Annotated in this window: 16 protein-coding genes; 7 read left to right on the plus strand and 9 right to left on the minus strand. The window is 70.0% G+C overall.

Annotated elements, in window-relative coordinates; all coding sequences use genetic code 11:
- Nucleotides 1–19 precede the first annotated feature (19 nt).
- Complete coding sequence (locus MFF40_RS23630) at nucleotides 20–637, minus strand: hypothetical protein (RefSeq protein ID WP_238262468.1); 618 nt, start codon at nucleotides 635–637, stop codon at nucleotides 20–22.
- A gap of 275 nt (nucleotides 638–912) precedes the next feature.
- On the opposite strand from MFF40_RS23630, the gene MFF40_RS23635 reads away from it, so the two are divergent.
- Nucleotides 913–1,056, plus strand: coding sequence for a hypothetical protein (locus MFF40_RS23635; protein WP_162886512.1), 144 nt, complete (start codon nucleotides 913–915; stop codon nucleotides 1,054–1,056).
- Between the two features lie 3 nt (nucleotides 1,057–1,059).
- On the opposite strand, the gene MFF40_RS23640 is transcribed toward MFF40_RS23635, so the two are convergent.
- Together MFF40_RS23640 and MFF40_RS23645 are read right to left on the minus strand one after the other, a co-directional pair.
- Entirely contained in the window at nucleotides 1,060–1,755 is a 696-nt protein-coding gene (locus tag MFF40_RS23640; protein ID WP_147898070.1) for a gamma-glutamylcyclotransferase, read from the minus strand.
- Nucleotides 1,756–1,774: 19 nt separating this feature from the next.
- The gene (locus MFF40_RS23645; protein WP_147898069.1) at nucleotides 1,775–2,176 is read right to left on the minus strand and encodes a hypothetical protein; all 402 of its coding nucleotides are present in this window, start codon (nucleotides 2,174–2,176) and stop codon (nucleotides 1,775–1,777) included.
- A 145-nt stretch (nucleotides 2,177–2,321) separates the two neighbouring features.
- Between MFF40_RS23645 and recO the strand changes: the two genes are divergently transcribed.
- Together recO and parC are read left to right on the plus strand one after the other, a co-directional pair.
- Nucleotides 2,322–3,041, plus strand: coding sequence for a DNA repair protein RecO (gene recO / locus MFF40_RS23650; protein ID WP_147898068.1), 720 nt, complete (start codon nucleotides 2,322–2,324; stop codon nucleotides 3,039–3,041).
- Between the two features lie 209 nt (nucleotides 3,042–3,250).
- Complete coding sequence (parC, locus tag MFF40_RS23655) at nucleotides 3,251–5,497, plus strand: DNA topoisomerase IV subunit A (RefSeq protein ID WP_147898067.1); 2,247 nt, start codon at nucleotides 3,251–3,253, stop codon at nucleotides 5,495–5,497.
- A gap of 136 nt (nucleotides 5,498–5,633) precedes the next feature.
- Here the strand turns inward: parC and MFF40_RS23660 are convergent, their stop codons facing one another.
- From MFF40_RS23660 to gltX, 4 genes are all read right to left on the minus strand, one after another.
- Nucleotides 5,634–6,011 (minus strand): hypothetical protein, encoded by a 378-nt coding sequence (locus MFF40_RS23660; protein WP_238262470.1) that lies wholly within the window; start codon nucleotides 6,009–6,011, stop codon nucleotides 5,634–5,636.
- A 94-nt stretch (nucleotides 6,012–6,105) separates the two neighbouring features.
- Nucleotides 6,106–7,149 (minus strand): DNA-3-methyladenine glycosylase family protein, encoded by a 1,044-nt coding sequence (locus tag MFF40_RS23665; protein ID WP_378996358.1) that lies wholly within the window; start codon nucleotides 7,147–7,149, stop codon nucleotides 6,106–6,108.
- Entirely contained in the window at nucleotides 7,044–8,333 is a 1,290-nt protein-coding gene (gltA, locus tag MFF40_RS23670) for a citrate synthase (RefSeq protein ID WP_147856624.1), read from the minus strand. The genes MFF40_RS23665 and gltA overlap by 106 nt, the downstream gene beginning before the upstream one ends.
- Before the next feature lie 228 nt (nucleotides 8,334–8,561).
- The gene (gene gltX / locus MFF40_RS23675; protein ID WP_238262472.1) at nucleotides 8,562–9,989 is read right to left on the minus strand and encodes a glutamate--tRNA ligase; all 1,428 of its coding nucleotides are present in this window, start codon (nucleotides 9,987–9,989) and stop codon (nucleotides 8,562–8,564) included.
- 170 nt (nucleotides 9,990–10,159) lie between these two features.
- On the opposite strand from gltX, the gene MFF40_RS23680 reads away from it, so the two are divergent.
- Nucleotides 10,160–12,436 (plus strand): ComEC/Rec2 family competence protein, encoded by a 2,277-nt coding sequence (locus MFF40_RS23680; RefSeq protein WP_238262474.1) that lies wholly within the window; start codon nucleotides 10,160–10,162, stop codon nucleotides 12,434–12,436.
- On the opposite strand, the gene lexA is transcribed toward MFF40_RS23680, so the two are convergent.
- Nucleotides 12,430–13,149 carry a transcriptional repressor LexA gene (gene lexA / locus MFF40_RS23685; RefSeq protein ID WP_147855676.1) on the minus strand — a complete coding sequence of 240 codons (720 nt, stop codon included), beginning with the start codon at nucleotides 13,147–13,149 and terminating at the stop codon, nucleotides 12,430–12,432. The genes MFF40_RS23680 and lexA overlap by 7 nt on opposite strands.
- 320 nt (nucleotides 13,150–13,469) lie before the next feature.
- Here lexA and MFF40_RS23690 point away from each other — a divergent pair, with 320 nt between their 5' ends.
- Together MFF40_RS23690 and MFF40_RS23695 are read left to right on the plus strand one after the other, a co-directional pair.
- Nucleotides 13,470–14,069, plus strand: a complete 600-nt coding sequence (locus MFF40_RS23690) for a biliverdin-producing heme oxygenase (RefSeq protein ID WP_238262476.1) — start codon at nucleotides 13,470–13,472, stop codon at nucleotides 14,067–14,069.
- Between the two features lie 247 nt (nucleotides 14,070–14,316).
- On the plus strand, nucleotides 14,317–14,769 hold the full coding sequence (locus MFF40_RS23695) for a hypothetical protein (RefSeq protein WP_238262478.1): 453 nt from the start codon (nucleotides 14,317–14,319) through the stop codon (nucleotides 14,767–14,769).
- 35 nt (nucleotides 14,770–14,804) lie between these two features.
- Here the strand turns inward: MFF40_RS23695 and MFF40_RS23700 are convergent, their stop codons facing one another.
- Entirely contained in the window at nucleotides 14,805–15,020 is a 216-nt protein-coding gene (locus MFF40_RS23700) for a hypothetical protein (RefSeq protein ID WP_238262480.1), read from the minus strand.
- On the opposite strand from MFF40_RS23700, the gene MFF40_RS23705 reads away from it, so the two are divergent.
- On the plus strand, nucleotides 15,019–15,204 hold the full coding sequence (locus tag MFF40_RS23705; protein ID WP_238262482.1) for a hypothetical protein: 186 nt from the start codon (nucleotides 15,019–15,021) through the stop codon (nucleotides 15,202–15,204). The genes MFF40_RS23700 and MFF40_RS23705 overlap by 2 nt on opposite strands.
- Nucleotides 15,205–15,243: the final 39 nt, after the last annotated feature.

Here is a 15,243-nt window from a genome sequence, read left to right on the forward strand (position 1 = left end):
CGGTCGGTGCCAAGCGCCGTTACGGCACCGCGAGGCAGCTGTTCAGCGCGGCCTTCAATGCTGCCGCATCACTCTCCGCCACCGAGAAGCTCGCCACGAGGGATTGGTCCCCGGCGCGCGGGCTGGCCTGCGTCCAGGTGATCCGGGTACCAGGCTGGGCAAGCGCCAGGGCGATGCCACGCAATGGATCCTCGCCCCGGTGGGCGCCGGTGACCGTCAGGCTGGCCTGCTTGTCGGGATCGGTCGAGACAGCCCCTTGCGCCGCCATCCGCACGGAGCGGACGCTCCCGGCGCTCGATACCAGGATGCTGGTGAGCGGCGGCCCTCTTCCGTCGAGGCCGGACACATCGAACCCGTCCGCCAAATCCGTGAACCGCTGGACCGTCAGGACAGCCGACAGGCCGACCCCAGCCGGGTCGCAGGCGAGCCGCAGGGTCGCCGGACGCTGTCCGGCGCCCAGCGTGGCGTTGCCGGCGAGTTCCTTGGCGCCGGCCACCGGCCGCGACCCGTCCGGCAGGAGAGGCGTCCCCCCGGTCAGGACGTCGAACAGCCGGAAGCCGCGGGGCCAGGGGCCCGCGGCCAGTACCGCGACCGCAACCACCAGAATCGCCAGAGCCACACCGATCCGCAGCCGCATCCTGTCCTCGCCCCGGGAGATCCTGGGCCGGCGGCATAAAGCATGAGGCGTGAAAGTCGAATCCCGTCTTTCGGAATCGCCATGCGATTTCAAGGAACTAAGACGTGCTGCCAGGGACGCGAGAAGGTAGCGTACCTAAGGCGAACGCGGCCGACCAGCAACGCTTCGTTCACCACGATCCATGGAACTGCCCACAACCACAGCCTGTGAGCCTGGCAGCAACTTCGTAAAAACCGATCGATCCTATGCACGCTCGCTCAACCCTGAGCGTTGCAATGCGCACCAAGATCCTCCTCGCCCTCACCCTCGTCGTCTATCTCACCACCGGGCGGGCGCCGGGTATCCGCGAGCCGCGCAACCCGGATACCGAGCATGCCGGCGGCCGGGTGGTGATCGCGATGAAGCGCGCCTGGTCGTGAAGCTCATTGCCGCGCTGCATTGGCCTTGAGCCGCGCGGCCACGAGGGCCTGCAGGCTCCAGAGGTGGCGGTCGCGGATCCCGAGCCGTTCGCAAGCCTCGACGGTCCGGAACAGGTACTCGGCGCTCGGCCCCGCATGCCCGCGGGCGGCCGCGATCTTGTCAGCGATGTCCGGGTCCGAGAGACGGCCCGCGTAGCGCTCGTTGGCACGGTTGGCCAGGAAGGTCAGCGCCGAGACGGTCCCGGCCTCGGTCGCCACCGGCAGCCAGCGGGCGACGTAGCCGCGGCCGCGCATCTCCCGCCGCCAGACCGGCATCAGCGCCTCGCGGATTTCCGTCCCCGGCAGACGGAACGCGACGCCCTTGCACAGGCCGCCGCGATCCAGCGCCAGGACGAAACCCGGCCGCTCCGGCGTGCCGCGGAACCGGCGCTGGAGCAGGCAGAACCGGCGGTGAAAGCCCCGCACGGTCCCGATCCGACTCTCGGCCACCGGAAATTCCGGCCGCCACATCAGGGACCCGTAGGCGAACACCCAGAGGTCATGCCCCTCCCGCCCGGCCGTGATCTCTTCGAGACCGGGACGCAGTTCCGCGTCGCTGAGCAGGTCGAGCGCGCTCGGATCGTCCGGGACCGGCGTAGCGTGGGCACGCGCGATCAGGTCGAGGCTGAGGTCGAGGGTGCGCGCGCGTGTCGAGGGCATGGCGGTCAACGCGGCCGGCTCACCGCGCGTTGCCCAGGGCGTCGAGTTCCGGGAACGGCTGGCTGCGATGGCCGGTGCAGACCTCGTCGTCGTCGATCACGTCCAGCCGGTCGGCGGCGTAGCGCATCACCGCCTTGGGCCGCTCGGGCTTGCCGAAGGTCCGGCCACTCATCCGGCTCGACACGCAGTAGATCGTCCGGCCGCCATCCTCGATCGGCCCTGCGAGCCGGCTGCCCGCGAACCGCACCGGCAGGAGCGAGACCGAACCGAAATCGACCTGTTTCAGGGCGAGCGCGGCAATCCGCTGCTTCAAGGCTGGGGAGGTCGCATCCTCGGCGGTGGGCTTCGCCGCCTTGGGGGCGGCCAGGGCCCCGGTAAGCGTCAGGGCCAGGACAAGAGCCGGAACTGCGGCGCGGCGCATGGGCGTGATTCCTTCACGGCCACGCTAAAGCCGCGCCGCCGGCGCGCAAGGGCGGCGTGGCAGCCGAGGAGCGCTTATATGGCGGTCTCTTGCGGATCGCCGGTGCTTGCCGATCCGCGCCACGCCCACCGGTCATGGGAACCCGATGCAGTGGACCGACGACGCCCTGGTGCTCGGCTTGCGCCGGCACGGAGAGACCGGCGTCATCCTGGAAGCGATGACCGAATCCCACGGGCGCCATCTCGGCCTCGTGCACGGCGGACGCTCGCGCCGGATGCAGCCGGTGCTCCAGCCCGGCAACCGGGTCCGGCTGAGCTGGCGGGCGCGGCTCGACGAGGGGCTCGGCGCCTACACCGTGGAGCCGCTGGAATCCCAGGTCTCGCGGATGATCGGGTCGGGCATCGCGCTCTACGGTCTCTGCCACATGGCGGCCCTGCTGCGGCTCCTGCCAGAGCGGGATCCGCATCCGGCACTCTACGAGGCGGCCGGCGTGCTGGTCGAACACCTCGACGACCCGGCCGTCGCGCCGCCCCTGATGGTACGGTTCGAGTTGGAGATCCTGTCTGAACTCGGCTTCGGCCTCGACCTGACCGCCTGCGCGGCGACCGGCGGCAACGACGCCCTGGCCTACGTGTCGCCGAAGAGCGGCCGGGCGGTCAGCGCCTCGGCGGGGGAGCCGTTTCGCGATCGGCTGCTGGCGCTGCCGACCTTCCTACACGCGGGCGGATCCCCGGGGCCCGACGGCGTTGCCCAAGGGTTTACCTTGACGGGATACTTCCTCGACCGGCACGTCTGGGGTCCGCGCGGCCTCGCCGTGCCGGAGGAGCGCGCGCGATTCGTTGCGCTCGGTCGCGAGGCCGAGTAATGTTCGCGTTCCGTTCTTGCCTCACGGACTGTCATTTCGGGGCGCCGCAGGCGAGCCCGGAATCCAGAGCCGCCATGCCAAACCGGAGGAACGCGGCGCTGTCCGCTAGGTCCGGCACCGGCGGCGCGTCTGGATTCCGGGCTCCGCTTCGCGGCCCCGGAATGACGGATCGTGAATCGGCACCGAAGTCGAAACGTTAAGGAGCCGTCATGGGCCAGCCCTTCGAGCCGCCGTCCGGCGACGGGATCGAGAGCGTCGAGCTGAAATCCGCGCTGGAAGAGCGCTACCTCGCCTATGCGCTCTCCACGATCATGCACCGGGCGCTACCGGATGCCCGCGATGGGCTGAAGCCCGTGCACCGGCGCATCCTGTACGGCATGCGGCTGCTGCGCCTCGACCCGAACACCGCGCACAAGAAATGCGCCAAGATCGTCGGCGACGTGATGGGTGACTTCCACCCGCACGGCGACCAGGCGATCTACGACGCCCTGGTGCGGCTCTCCCAGGACTTCGCGCAGCGCTATCCGCTGGTCGACGGGCAGGGCAATTTCGGCAATATCGACGGCGACGGCCCGGCCGCCTACCGCTACACCGAGGCCCGGCTCACCGAGGTCGCCCGGCTGCTGCTCGACGGGATCGACGAGGACACGGTCGATTTTCGCCCGTCCTACAACGGTGAGAAGGACGAGCCGGTGGTTCTGCCGGCCGCCTTCCCGAACCTGCTGGCCAACGGCAGCCAGGGCATCGCGGTCGGCATGGCGACCTCGATCCCGCCCCACAACGCCGCCGAGTTGTGCGACGCGGCGCTCTACCTGATCAGCCATCCCGGGGCGACCTCTGCGCAGCTCAACAGCTTCGTCCAGGGGCCGGATTTCCCGACCGGCGGCATCCTGGTCGATTCGGCCGAGTCCATCACGGAAGCCTACCGGACCGGCCGCGGCGCCTTCCGGGTGCGGGCCCGCTGGCACAAGGAGGATCTCGGCCGCGGCACCTGGAACATCATCGTCACCGAGATCCCGTACGGCATCCCGAAGGGCCGGCTGATCGAGAAGATGGCCGAGCTTCTCCAAGAGAAGAAGCTGCCGCTGCTCGCCGACGTGCGCGACGAATCGGCCGAGGACGTCCGCGTTGTGCTGGAGCCGCGCTCGCGCACAGTCGATCCCGTGATCCTGATGGAATCACTCTTCCGGCTTACCGAGCTGGAAGCGCGCATCCCGCTCAACCTCAACGTCCTGGTCGGCGGCCTCGTGCCGAAGGTGATCGGGCTCACCGAGTGCCTGCGGGAATGGGTCGACCATCGCCGCGTGGTGCTGCAGCGCCGTTCGCGCCACCGCCTCGGGCAGATCGATAGACGCCTGGAGATCTTGGGCGGCCTGCTGATCGTCTATCTCGACCTCGACGAGGTGATCCGCATCATCCGCGAGGAGGACGAGCCGAAGCCGGCCCTGATGGCGCGGTTCGAGCTGACCGAGATCCAAGCCAACGCGATCCTCGACACGCGCCTGCGCTCCTTGCGCAAGCTGGAAGAGATGGAGTTGAAGCGCGAGCTGGACGCGCTCACCGCCGAGAAGGCCGAGATCGACGCGCTGCTCGCCTCCGAGCCGGCACAGTGGAAGGCGATCCAGGCCCAGATCCGCGCCGTGAAGAAGACCTTCGGACCGGAGACCAAGCTGGGCAAGCGCCGCACGACGCTCGCGAGCCCGCCGGATGTCGGCGGCATCGACTTCACCGCCGCCCTGGTCGAGCGCGAGCCGATCACCGTGATCGTCTCGACCAAGGGCTGGATCCGGGCGCTCAAGGGCCACGTCGCCGACCTGTCGGGGGTGGCGTTCAAGGGTGACGACGGGCTGAAGATCGCCTTCCCGAGCGAGACCACCCAAAAGATCCTGCTGCTCGCCTCGAACGGCAAGGTGTTCACCATCGAGGCGTCGAAGCTGCCCGGTGGGCGCGGATTCGGCGATCCGGTGCGGCTGATGGTCGATCTCGACGACGGCACCGAAGTGGTGGCCGCGCTGCCCTACAAGCCGGAGACCAAGCTGCTGATCGTGGGCTCGGACGGGCGCGGCTTCGTGGCGCCCTCCGACGCGCTGGTGGCCAACACCCGCAAGGGCAAGGGCGTGCTCGGCCTGGACGGCGACGCGACGGCCGTGGTGCTCGTCCCCGCCGACGGCGACCACGTGGCGGTGGTGAACACGGAAAAACTGCTGCTGGTCTTCCCGATCTCGGAGGTGGCCGAACTCGCCCGCGGCAAGGGCGTCCGGCTCCAGCGCTGCCGCAGCGGCGGGCTCACCGACGCGCACGTCTTCCGCCTGGCCGATGGTCTCCCCTGGCAGGACGGCTCACCGGAGGGGCGGCTCGCCAACGCGTCGGTTCTCGAGAAATGGCTGGGTCACCGCGGCGAGGTCGGCCTGATGATGGCGCGCAGCTTTCCGAAATTCGAGCGGTTCGGGCGGTGAGCGAAGCGAGATTGTGACGGGCTTCCAACCCGCCTCCTCATCGCTGAGGTGCTGCACAGCAGTCTCGAAGGAGAACTCTCGGGATCGCGCGGCTGGCTGGAGGCCTCCTTCGAGGCTTCTGCTACGCTCGGGCGCCTCAGCGATGAGGGCGCGGGTGGGACAGACCCCGTCTCTGTGCGAACGCTGGCCGAGCCAGAGCGCGCCGAAGGCCAGCACGCCGCCGCCAAATGGCACCGCGAGCAGGAGAAGGAACTGGGATGTCGTCATGGGCGATGATCCCGAAGCGCGTGCCGCACGCTCCAATGTATGGCGCGCCACTCCTGATCCAGCAAACCGCCATCGCGATGAGTACGGGCGCGAAATGCGGGCGATCCGACAGGGCGGTCGATATGAACGGTGCGAAACCGCCCACGCCGAAGATCGCGACAGCCAGGCCGTTGGCATAGCTGGCAGAGAATTTGATGCGTTCGTTCTCGACAAGCTTGTCGCGCGCTTCCTCGTCCAGTTCCGACATCAACCAGGCCCCCCGGCCGGCCCTAACGTTAGCCCGGCCTGACCATGGGGAAAAGGAAGCCCACCGCTCGCCTCACCGCCCCTTCACGGCCGCTTCATCGGCGGCCCATAGGTGCTGGGCCGCGTAGGCCCTTGAACGGCCGCCAGGCCTCGGCCCGGGCGAGGAGTGCGGCCGCGCTGGGGCGGCCGGTGGCGGTCTCGAGGGCGCGCAACAGGCCGACATCCCCCACCGGCAGGGCGTCCGGCAGCTTGAGGGCCCGCATGGCGATGTACTGCGCGGTCCAGGGTCCGATCCCGCGGATCGCCGTGAAGCGCAGCACCGCTTCCTCCAGGGTCCCGGCCGGATCGAACAGGTCCGAGTCCGCCAGCGCGGCGGCGGCCAGCGCCCGGATCGCCGCGCCGCGGGCGCGGGGCATGTTCAGAGCCAGCGCCACGTCGGCTTCGGCCAGCTGAGGCGGCGTCGGGAAGACATGGGTCAGGCTGCCCGCCGGCTCCGCCAGCGGCGTCCCAAAAGCCGCGACGAGCTTTCCGGCGAGTCGGATCGCGGCCTGGACCGAGACCTGCTGGCCCAAAATCGCCCGGCAGCCGGTCTCGAACGGGTCCCAGGCGCCGGGCAGCCGCAATCCGGGCCGGGCCGCCACGAGCCCGGCCAGGGCAGGGTCCCGGGACAGGCAGGCCGCGATCGCGACCGGGTCGGCATCGCAATCGAACAGGCGGCGCAGGCGCGCGGCAATCTCCGGCCCGGAACTTACGTCGAGGCCACGGAGCGTCGCGTGCAGTGCGTCATCGCCGAACGCGACCGCGACGATGCCGGGCCGGCCGCCGACGCAGACCGTTCGTGCGTAGGATTGCGCGTCGGCCTCCGCCGATTCGACGCCGAGGATCGCCCGTTTCGCCAGGAAGGCGCGGATCGACGCCCAATCGTAGGGCGGCGGGCAGGGGAGACGGAGCGTGACGGCCGACCCAGGCGGCGAAAAGAAGTGGGGCGGCCCTTGGGCCGCCCCCGGTGTCGCCTCGGGTTCGATGACGCGGCTCAGCCGCGCTCGTCGACTGGCACGTAGTCGCGCTGCGCCGGACCGACATAGAGCTGGCGCGGACGGCCGATCTTCTGCATCGGGTCCTCGATCATCTCGGCCCATTGCGCGATCCAGCCGACCGTGCGCGCCACCGCGAACAGCACGGTGAACATGTCGGTCGGGAAGCCCATCGCCTTGAGCGTGATGCCCGAATAGAAATCGATGTTCGGGTAGAGCTTCTTCTCGATGAAGTACTCGTCCTTGAGGGCGATCTGCTCCAGCTCCATGGCGACGTGCAGCAGCGGATCCTCGGTCTTGCCGAGTTCCTTGAGGACCTGGTGCGTGGTGCTCTGCATGATCCGGGCGCGCGGATCGTAGTTCTTGTAGACCCGGTGGCCGAAGCCCATCAGGCGGAACGGGTCGTTCTTGTCCTTGGCCTTGGCGACGTACTTGCCGACGTTCTCGGGCGTGCCGATCTCCATCAGCATCTTCAGCGCCGCCTCGTTGGCGCCGCCATGGGCCGGCCCCCACAGGCACGCGATGCCGGCCGCGATGCAGGCGAACGGGTTGGCGCCGGACGAGCCGGCGAGCCGCACGGTCGAGGTCGAGGCGTTCTGCTCGTGGTCGGCGTGCAGGATGAAGATCTTGTCGAGGGCCTTGGCGAAGACCGGATTGACCTCGTACTCCTCGCACGGGACCGCGTAACACATCCGCAGGAAGTTCGAGGTGTAGTCGAGGTCGTTCTTCGGATACACGAAGGGCTGGCCGATGGAGTACTTGTAGGCCATCGCGGCCAGGGTCGGCATCTTGGCGATCATGCGGATCGACGCGATCAGCCGCTGGCTCTCGTCGGTGATATCGGTCGAATCGTGGTAGAAGGCCGAGAGCGCGCCGACCGAGGCGACCATCACGGCCATCGGGTGGGCGTCACGCCGGAAGCCAGTGAAGAACCGGTTCATCTGGTCGTGCACCATGGTGTGGCGCGTGACCCGATAGTCGAAATCGGCCTTCTGGGCGGCGGTCGGCAGGGTACCGAACAGCATCAGGTAGCAGGTCTCGAGGAAGTCGCCCTTCTCGGCGAGTTGCTCGATCGGGTAGCCGCGATAGAGCAGCACGCCCTCATCGCCGTCGATGTAGGTGATCTTCGATTCGCAACTCGCCGTCGAGGTGAAGCCCGGATCGAAGGTGAAGGCGCCGGTCTTGGCGTAGAGCTTGCCGATGTCGATGACGTCCGGGCCGATCGTGCCGGACTTGACCGGCAGTTCGATCTCCTTGCCGTCCACGGTGATGGTGCTGGATGCGCTCATGGAACGTGGACCCTTCTCTGGCGACGTGGCGGATGCCGGCCTCGGGCTGCCCGAGGCGACCCCGGAGCCGGAGCACGCCGCGCGTTATGTTGCGGGTGCTCACAGGCCCTGGGTTACCCAAACGGCAGTGCAGCAGCAACGGGGTCGGTGACAACCGACCGCCATCGCCAAGCGAAATCCGGTCCCAAGCGAAATCCGGGCCGGGGCCCGCAGTTCCGTCCCGCCCGCTCAGCCCTGCGGCACTTGATCGGCGAGTCGCGCCAGGGTCTCGGCCCGACCGAGTACCGCCATCACGTCGAACAGGGGCGGGGAGGTGGTGCGCCCGGTGAGCGCGGCCCGCAGGGGCTGGGCCACCTGCCCGAGCTTGCACCCGGCGGTCTCCGCATACTGACGCACCGCACCCTCGGTCGCCGCCGCGCTCCACTCGGGCAGCGACTGGAGATCCGGCAGCACCCCGGCCAGACGCGCCCGGCCCTCGTCGGACAGGAGCGCCCGGGCCTTGTCGTCGAGTACCAGGGGACGCTGGGCGGTGAGGTAATAGGCGCTGTCGAGCAGTTCGATCAGCGTCTTGGCCCGCTCCTTCAGGCCCGGCATGGCCTGGGTCAGCGTATCCTTGAGATCGGGCTGGAGCGTCGCCGGTAGGCCGCGCTCCGGGCCGACGTTCGGCAGGATCGTCTCGATCGCGGCGACCAGGTCCGCATCGGCGCTGCCGCGGATGTAGAGCCCGTTGAGGTTGGCGAGCTTGGCGAAGTCGAATCGCGCCGCCGAGCGCCCCACCGCGCCTAGATCGAAGGCCGCGATCATCTCGTCGGTGGAGAACACCTCCTGGTCGCCGTGGCTCCAGCCCAGGCGCACGAGGTAGTTGCGCAGCGCCTCCGGCAGGTAGCCGAGGTCGCGGTAGGCCTCGACGCCCAGCGCGCCGTGGCGCTTGGACAGCTTCGCCCCGTCGGCCCCATGAATCAGCGGGATATGAGCCATCCGCGGGATGTCCCAACCCAAGGCCGAAAAAATCTGGCTCTGGCGGGCCGCGTTGGTGAGGTGGTCGTCGCCGCGGATGATCTGGGTGACGCCCATGTCGTGATCGTCGACCACGACGGCGAGCATGTAGGTCGGCGTCCCGTCCGAGCGCAGCAGCACGAGGTCGTCGAGATCGCGGTTGGCCCAGGTCACCCGCCCCTGAACGGCATCCTCGACCACCGTCTCGCCCTCGAGGGGCGCGCGCAGCCGGATCACCGGCCTGACTCCGGCAGGAGCCTCGGACGGATCGCGGTCGCGCCAGCGCCCGTCGTAGCGCGGGGCCCGGCCCTCGGCCCGGGCGGTCTCCCGCATCTGCGTCAGTTCCTCGGCGGAGGCGTAGCAATGGTAGGCGCGGCCGGCAGCCAGCAGCTCCTGGGCGACCGCGCGATGGCGCTCGGCGCGGGCGAACTGGAAGACCACGTCCCCGTCCCAGTCGAGGCCGAGCCAGGACAGGCCGTCGAGGATCGCGTCGATCGCACCCTTGGTCGAGCGTTCCCGATCGGTATCCTCGATGCGCAGCAGCATCTTGCCGCCGCTGTGGCGGGCGTACAGCCAATTGAACAGCGCCGTGCGGGCACCGCCGATATGGAGGTATCCGGTGGGCGAGGGGGCGAAGCGCGTGACGACGGCTGAGGACATCGGGCCGATATGTTCGGGGGCGGAGGGCAACGGGGCGGTGCGGGGCGTCAGGGCGGCGCCCGTCGCACGGCATGGCGCCCGTAGCACGAAGCGTCCGCTGTAGCACGGGCCGATGGGTGCGTTAAGAATCCCAGGCCGGGACGTGAGTCGTCCGCTACGGGGCGGGGTAGATGCGGCGGATCGGCGCGAGGCTGGCGGGCGGCGCGGTGGCGCTGGCTGGCACGCGCCCGGTTTCGATGCCGGCGCTGCACGGCTGGCTCGCCGACGGACTCGCCCGGGAGGTCGAGCAGCGCCGCCTGTTCCCGTGGCTGGCGGTGGCGTTCGGCGCCGGGATCCTGGTCTTCTTCGGGTGTGCCGACGGGACGCCGTTCCTCGCCGCCCCCCTAGTCGGAGCGTCGCTCGCCGTCGCGCCCGCGCCGTTCCTCGGCGCGCGGCCGGCGGCGCTCGCCCTCTGCCTGGCGCTGGCGGCCGGCTTCCTCGGTTTCGCGGCGGCGACCTGGCGGGTCTCGCAGGTCGCGGCGCCGATCCTCACCCGCACCACAATCGGACCGCTGACCGGGATGATCGAGGCGCTGGACGAGCGCGAGGTCGGCGCCCGGCTGGTGATCAGGGTCGAGAGCTTCGCCGGGCTCGAACCCGCAGTGAAGCCGGTTCGGGTGCGGGTCTCGTTCCGAAAGGCGCCATCCCTGCGGCCCGGGGATTTCATCGCCGCCACGGCAAGATTGCTGCCGCCGCCCGAGGCGGCACGACCGGGCGGCTACGACTTCGCGCGAGATGCCTACTTTCAGGGACTCGGCGCGGTCGGCTCGCTGATCGGTGCGATCACGGTTCGAGAGCCGCCCACACCGCCGCCTCTGCGCCTGCGCTTGGCGGCCTTGCTCGATGAGGCCCGCAACGCGCTGACGCGCCGGATCGCGCAGGCCGAGGGCGGGCAGGCGGGGGCCGTGGCGGCGGCCCTGGTCACGGGCAAGCGCGGCCTGATCGGACCGGCCGCCAATGACGCGCTCCGGGCGGCAGGCATCTATCACGTCGTTTCCATCTCGGGTCTCCACATGGTGCTGGCCGCCGGCGTGGTGTTCTGGCTGGTGCGGGCCGTCCTGGCGCTGGTGCCGTATTGCGCGCTGGTCTGGCCGATCAAGAAGATCGCCGCCGGCTTCGCGATGCTGGGCGTCACCGCCTATTGCGCGTTCTCGGGATGGGACATCGCGGCCGAGCGCTCCCTGATCATGACGCTGATCATGCTCGGCGCGATCCTGGTCGACCGGCCGGCACTGTCCATGCGCAACCTCGCGCTGGCCGCCCTGATAGCCCTGGCGCGGGAACCCGAGGGCCTGCTTGGACCGAGCTTCCAGATGTCGTTCGGGGCGGTGGCCGGGCTGATCGCCTGTGCGCGGCTGATCGACGGGCGCCTGTTCCGGCGACCCGGGGCGGGGCGGATCGAGCGGCTCGTCGGCAGGGGACTCTCGGCCGTGATCGGCACCCTCGCGACGACCCTGGTGGCGCAGGTCGCGACGGCGCCGTTCGCCACCTACCATTTCCAGACGGTTCAGCCGTTCGGGCTGATCGGCAACGCCCTGACCTTGCCGCTGGTGTCCCTGGTCGTGATGCCGGCGGCGGTGATCGGGGTCCTGGCCTGTCCCTTCGCCCTGGACCGGCCGATCTGGTGGCTGATGGGACAGGCGGTGGGCGGGATGTTGGCGATCTCCGAGTGGATCGCCGGCTTCGATCGGGCCGTCCTGGTTGTGCCGGCCTTCGGCACCGGCGCGCTGGCGATGCTGGCCGCCGGGCTGCTGCTGGCGACGCTGCCGGTGTCGCGGCTGCGCTGGCTGGCCCTGCCGCCCGCCCTGCTCGGGCTCGGCCTCGCCGCCGTTCCGGAGCGCTTCGACCTGTACGTCGACCGGCAGGGCGGTGGCGCGGCCGTGCGTGGGCCGGACGGAGTCCTGTCGGCCCTCGGCAATCCTTCGGCTTTCGTGATGGAGCAGTGGCTGAAGGCGGATGGCGACGGGCGATCGGCCAAGGCAGTGATCCAGGTTGGGTCGGCCGTCGGACGGTGCGACAGGCTCGGCTGCACCGCGCGCCTGCCGGACGGCCGCGCAGTCGCCCTGGTCCGCGACCGGCGCGCCTTCCCGGAGGATTGCGCCAGGGCGGCCGTGCTGATCTCGCGGCTCGCCGCGCCGCCCACCTGCACGGGCCCGCTGGTGATCGACCGCCGGGTTCTCGCCGCCCGAGGCGCCGTCGCACTCCGGGCCGACCGGGACGGCTTCACGGCACGCTATACCCATGACACGGGGCGCGCCGTGCCTTGGCGGCCGTCGCCGGCTTTACGGCCCTCGCCTCTTGTCCCACGGCCGGAAACGCCGACGCCCGGTGAGCCGCTCCCGGCAGAGGCCGACGCACCCGGTCCCGAGGCCGCGCCGGGCGACGCGCCGGCCGAACCGCTTCAGTAGCGGCGGACGAGGCTGACGAGGCGGCCCTGGATCTGGACCCGGTCGGGCCCGAGAACGCGGGTCTCGTAGGCCGGGTTGGCGGCTTCGAGGGCGATCGAGGAACCCCGGCGGCGCAGGCGCTTCAGCGTCGCCTCCTCGTCGTCGATCAGCGCCACGATGATGTCGCCGGTATTGGCCGTGTCCTGCTTGCGGATCACCACGAGGTCGCCGTCGAGGATGCCGGCATCGACCATCGAATCGCCGCGGACCTCAAGGGCGTAATGCTCGCCGCCGGCCAGGAAGTCCGGCGACATGGTGATGGCGTGGCTCTGGTTCTGGATCGCCGAGACCGGCGTACCCGCCGCGATCCGGCCCATCACGGGGATCGAGATGGAACGGCCGCCGTCGTCGATCATCCGGGCGGTCGCGGGCTGCGCCGGCAGCTTGGACTTCCCGCCCTCGACCACGCTCGGAGTGAAGCGGCGGGGTTCCGCGGGCGGTGCGGCCGGCTGGGACAGGCTCTCGGGGATGCGGATCACCTCGATGGCACGCGCCCGGTTCGGAAGGCGCCGGAGGAAGCCGCGCTCCTCGAGGGCCGTGATCAGCCGGTGGATGCCCGATTTGGACTTCAGATCGAGGGCATCCTTCATCTCGTCGAACGAGGGCGGGACGCCACATTCCTGCATGCGGCTCTGGATGAAACGCAGGAGGTCCAGCTGCTTGCGCGTGAGCATCGACGGGGGACTCGCGGCTTGGAGGACCGCATCGATGCGGTCGCGGAAACAAATCACGAACACGTTAAACGTTCCGCAAGTGTTCCGCAAGCGCGATCGGCCAAGCTTGATGGATCGGCTGTGTGCGGATGCGGCCGTTGTGTGCCGTGACGCGTCCGCGCCGCCGTGGCAGAACCGGCCGAGCCGGATCGGCACGATCCCGGGTCAGCCTCGGTCACCTGAATCGCCGGAATGGTCCGGAGGCCGGGAGGGTCAGGGCGGCGCGGCGGGCCGCTCGTCCCGGCCCCTGGCACCTTGCCCGAACGACAGACATAGATCGCATGGACGCCGCATCATCCGACACCGCCGAGACCGGCAGCCGCGTGAAGCGCCTGAGAACGGCGACCGCGGCAGCCCATGATCAGCTCGACCGGCGCATCATGGCGGCAAAGCCGTTCGCGAGCCTCGAGCGCTACGCGTTGTTCCTTCAGATCCAGTACCGCTTCCATGCGGTCGTCGATCGGGTCTATCGCGATGGCGCGTTCGCACATGTCCTGCCCGATCTCGACGGCAGGCGGCGACTGCCCCTGATCCAGCAGGATCTGCGCGATGTCGGAGCGACCATCCCTGACGGCGCGTCCGAGGACCACCCCGGGACGATCGATCCGGCGCAGGGATTGGGCTGGCTCTACGTCGCCGAAGGCTCGAATCTCGGCGCGGCCATCCTCCTCAAGGAAGCCAGGGCGCTCGGCCTGTCGGAAACCCGCGGCGCCCGCCATCTCGCCGGACATCCCGAGGGACGCGGGTTGCATTGGCGGCACTTCACGGCCGCCCTCGACCGGGTCGAACTCGGGGAGGGCGGCGAGCAACGCGTCGCCGCGGGGGCGACGGAGGCGTTCCACTTCGTACGCCGGCTGGTCGGGGACGTCTTCGAAGGCTGATGCCGCCGCCCGGTCGGATCGTTCAGCGGCCCTGGCACAGCAACAGAACCTGTCACGCGTGCCATCCACCGGCGAGTGGGGCGATGACCGGTCGCCGACGCCCGGAACGGCGTCTCGGGCGACAAACGAATTGACTGGGCAAGCGGGGCCGTTTCAATGCGCCTTGATGCTTGCCCCGGAGGGCGGGACAGGCGGATCGTCCCGGCGGCTTCGAGACTGGGCTGGAATTGGGCTTGGGATGACGAGGATGCGACGCGCGGCTCTTCTGCCCATCGGTGTCGGGGCCGTCGGCCTGGCGCTGGCCGGCTGCACCACCGGGTTCTCGTATATCTCGCGCAACTACGTGGCGCTCACCCCGCAGGTGGTGACCATCGGCTGCAAGGAGCCTTACGAGGTCTACGACAACCGGCAGGTGCGCCGGATGCTGGTCGTCTCGAACGCCCTGCGCGAGTACACCGGCTGCAATCTCAGCGAGGTGCGGATCGATCCGGATCCGGCCGCGACCCGGGTGAAGCGGTTCCGCACCGCCGCCCGCGCCTATCTCGACGAGACCGTGCGGGAGGATTGCCGGATCACCGGCGAGACCGTGTTCGATCCGCAGAAGAGCGAGTTCACCTACGCCTGCGACGCGCCGATCGAGAAGCGGGGCACGCTGGTGCCGCGCCTGCCGGGCCGCAATCCGGGCTTCATCCAACAATGAACTGAGCCGGCCACGCCAGACCCGAGACCGGCCGGTCAGGTGCCCGGCTTGGGGAAGGTGCGCTCGGCCGCATCGCCGGCGGCCGCCAGCAGGGCGCGGGCGAAGGCCCTTGCCTCCGCCCGGTCCAGCACGATCGCCGCGGTGACCGGGCTGCCGCCGAGGTCGGCGAGGGCGAGTTCGAGCCGCACCCCGTCCGGCACGGCGCTCGCCTGGAGGCTCCAGCCGCCCCCCCGTTCCGTGCTCTCCGCCATGACATCCCTCCCGCCTGCAGGACCCGAGACGACGCCGCAGGCTCCGGCCGGAACGGCCCTCGCCCGGGACCGTTCCCGCGTCGCGCCGCACCCGGCTTCCCTGCCTCGCCTGTCCACGTTCCTCAAGAGCGCCGGCCCGACCGTGGCGAACGCCGGGGTCGGGCCGCTCAGGGCGATCGCTTGAAGGGGATCAGGCGGTCTGAGTGACGATGGCTCTGAGGTA

Source organism: Methylobacterium mesophilicum, assembly GCF_022179445.1.
Lineage (GTDB): Bacteria > Pseudomonadota > Alphaproteobacteria > Rhizobiales > Beijerinckiaceae > Methylobacterium > Methylobacterium mesophilicum.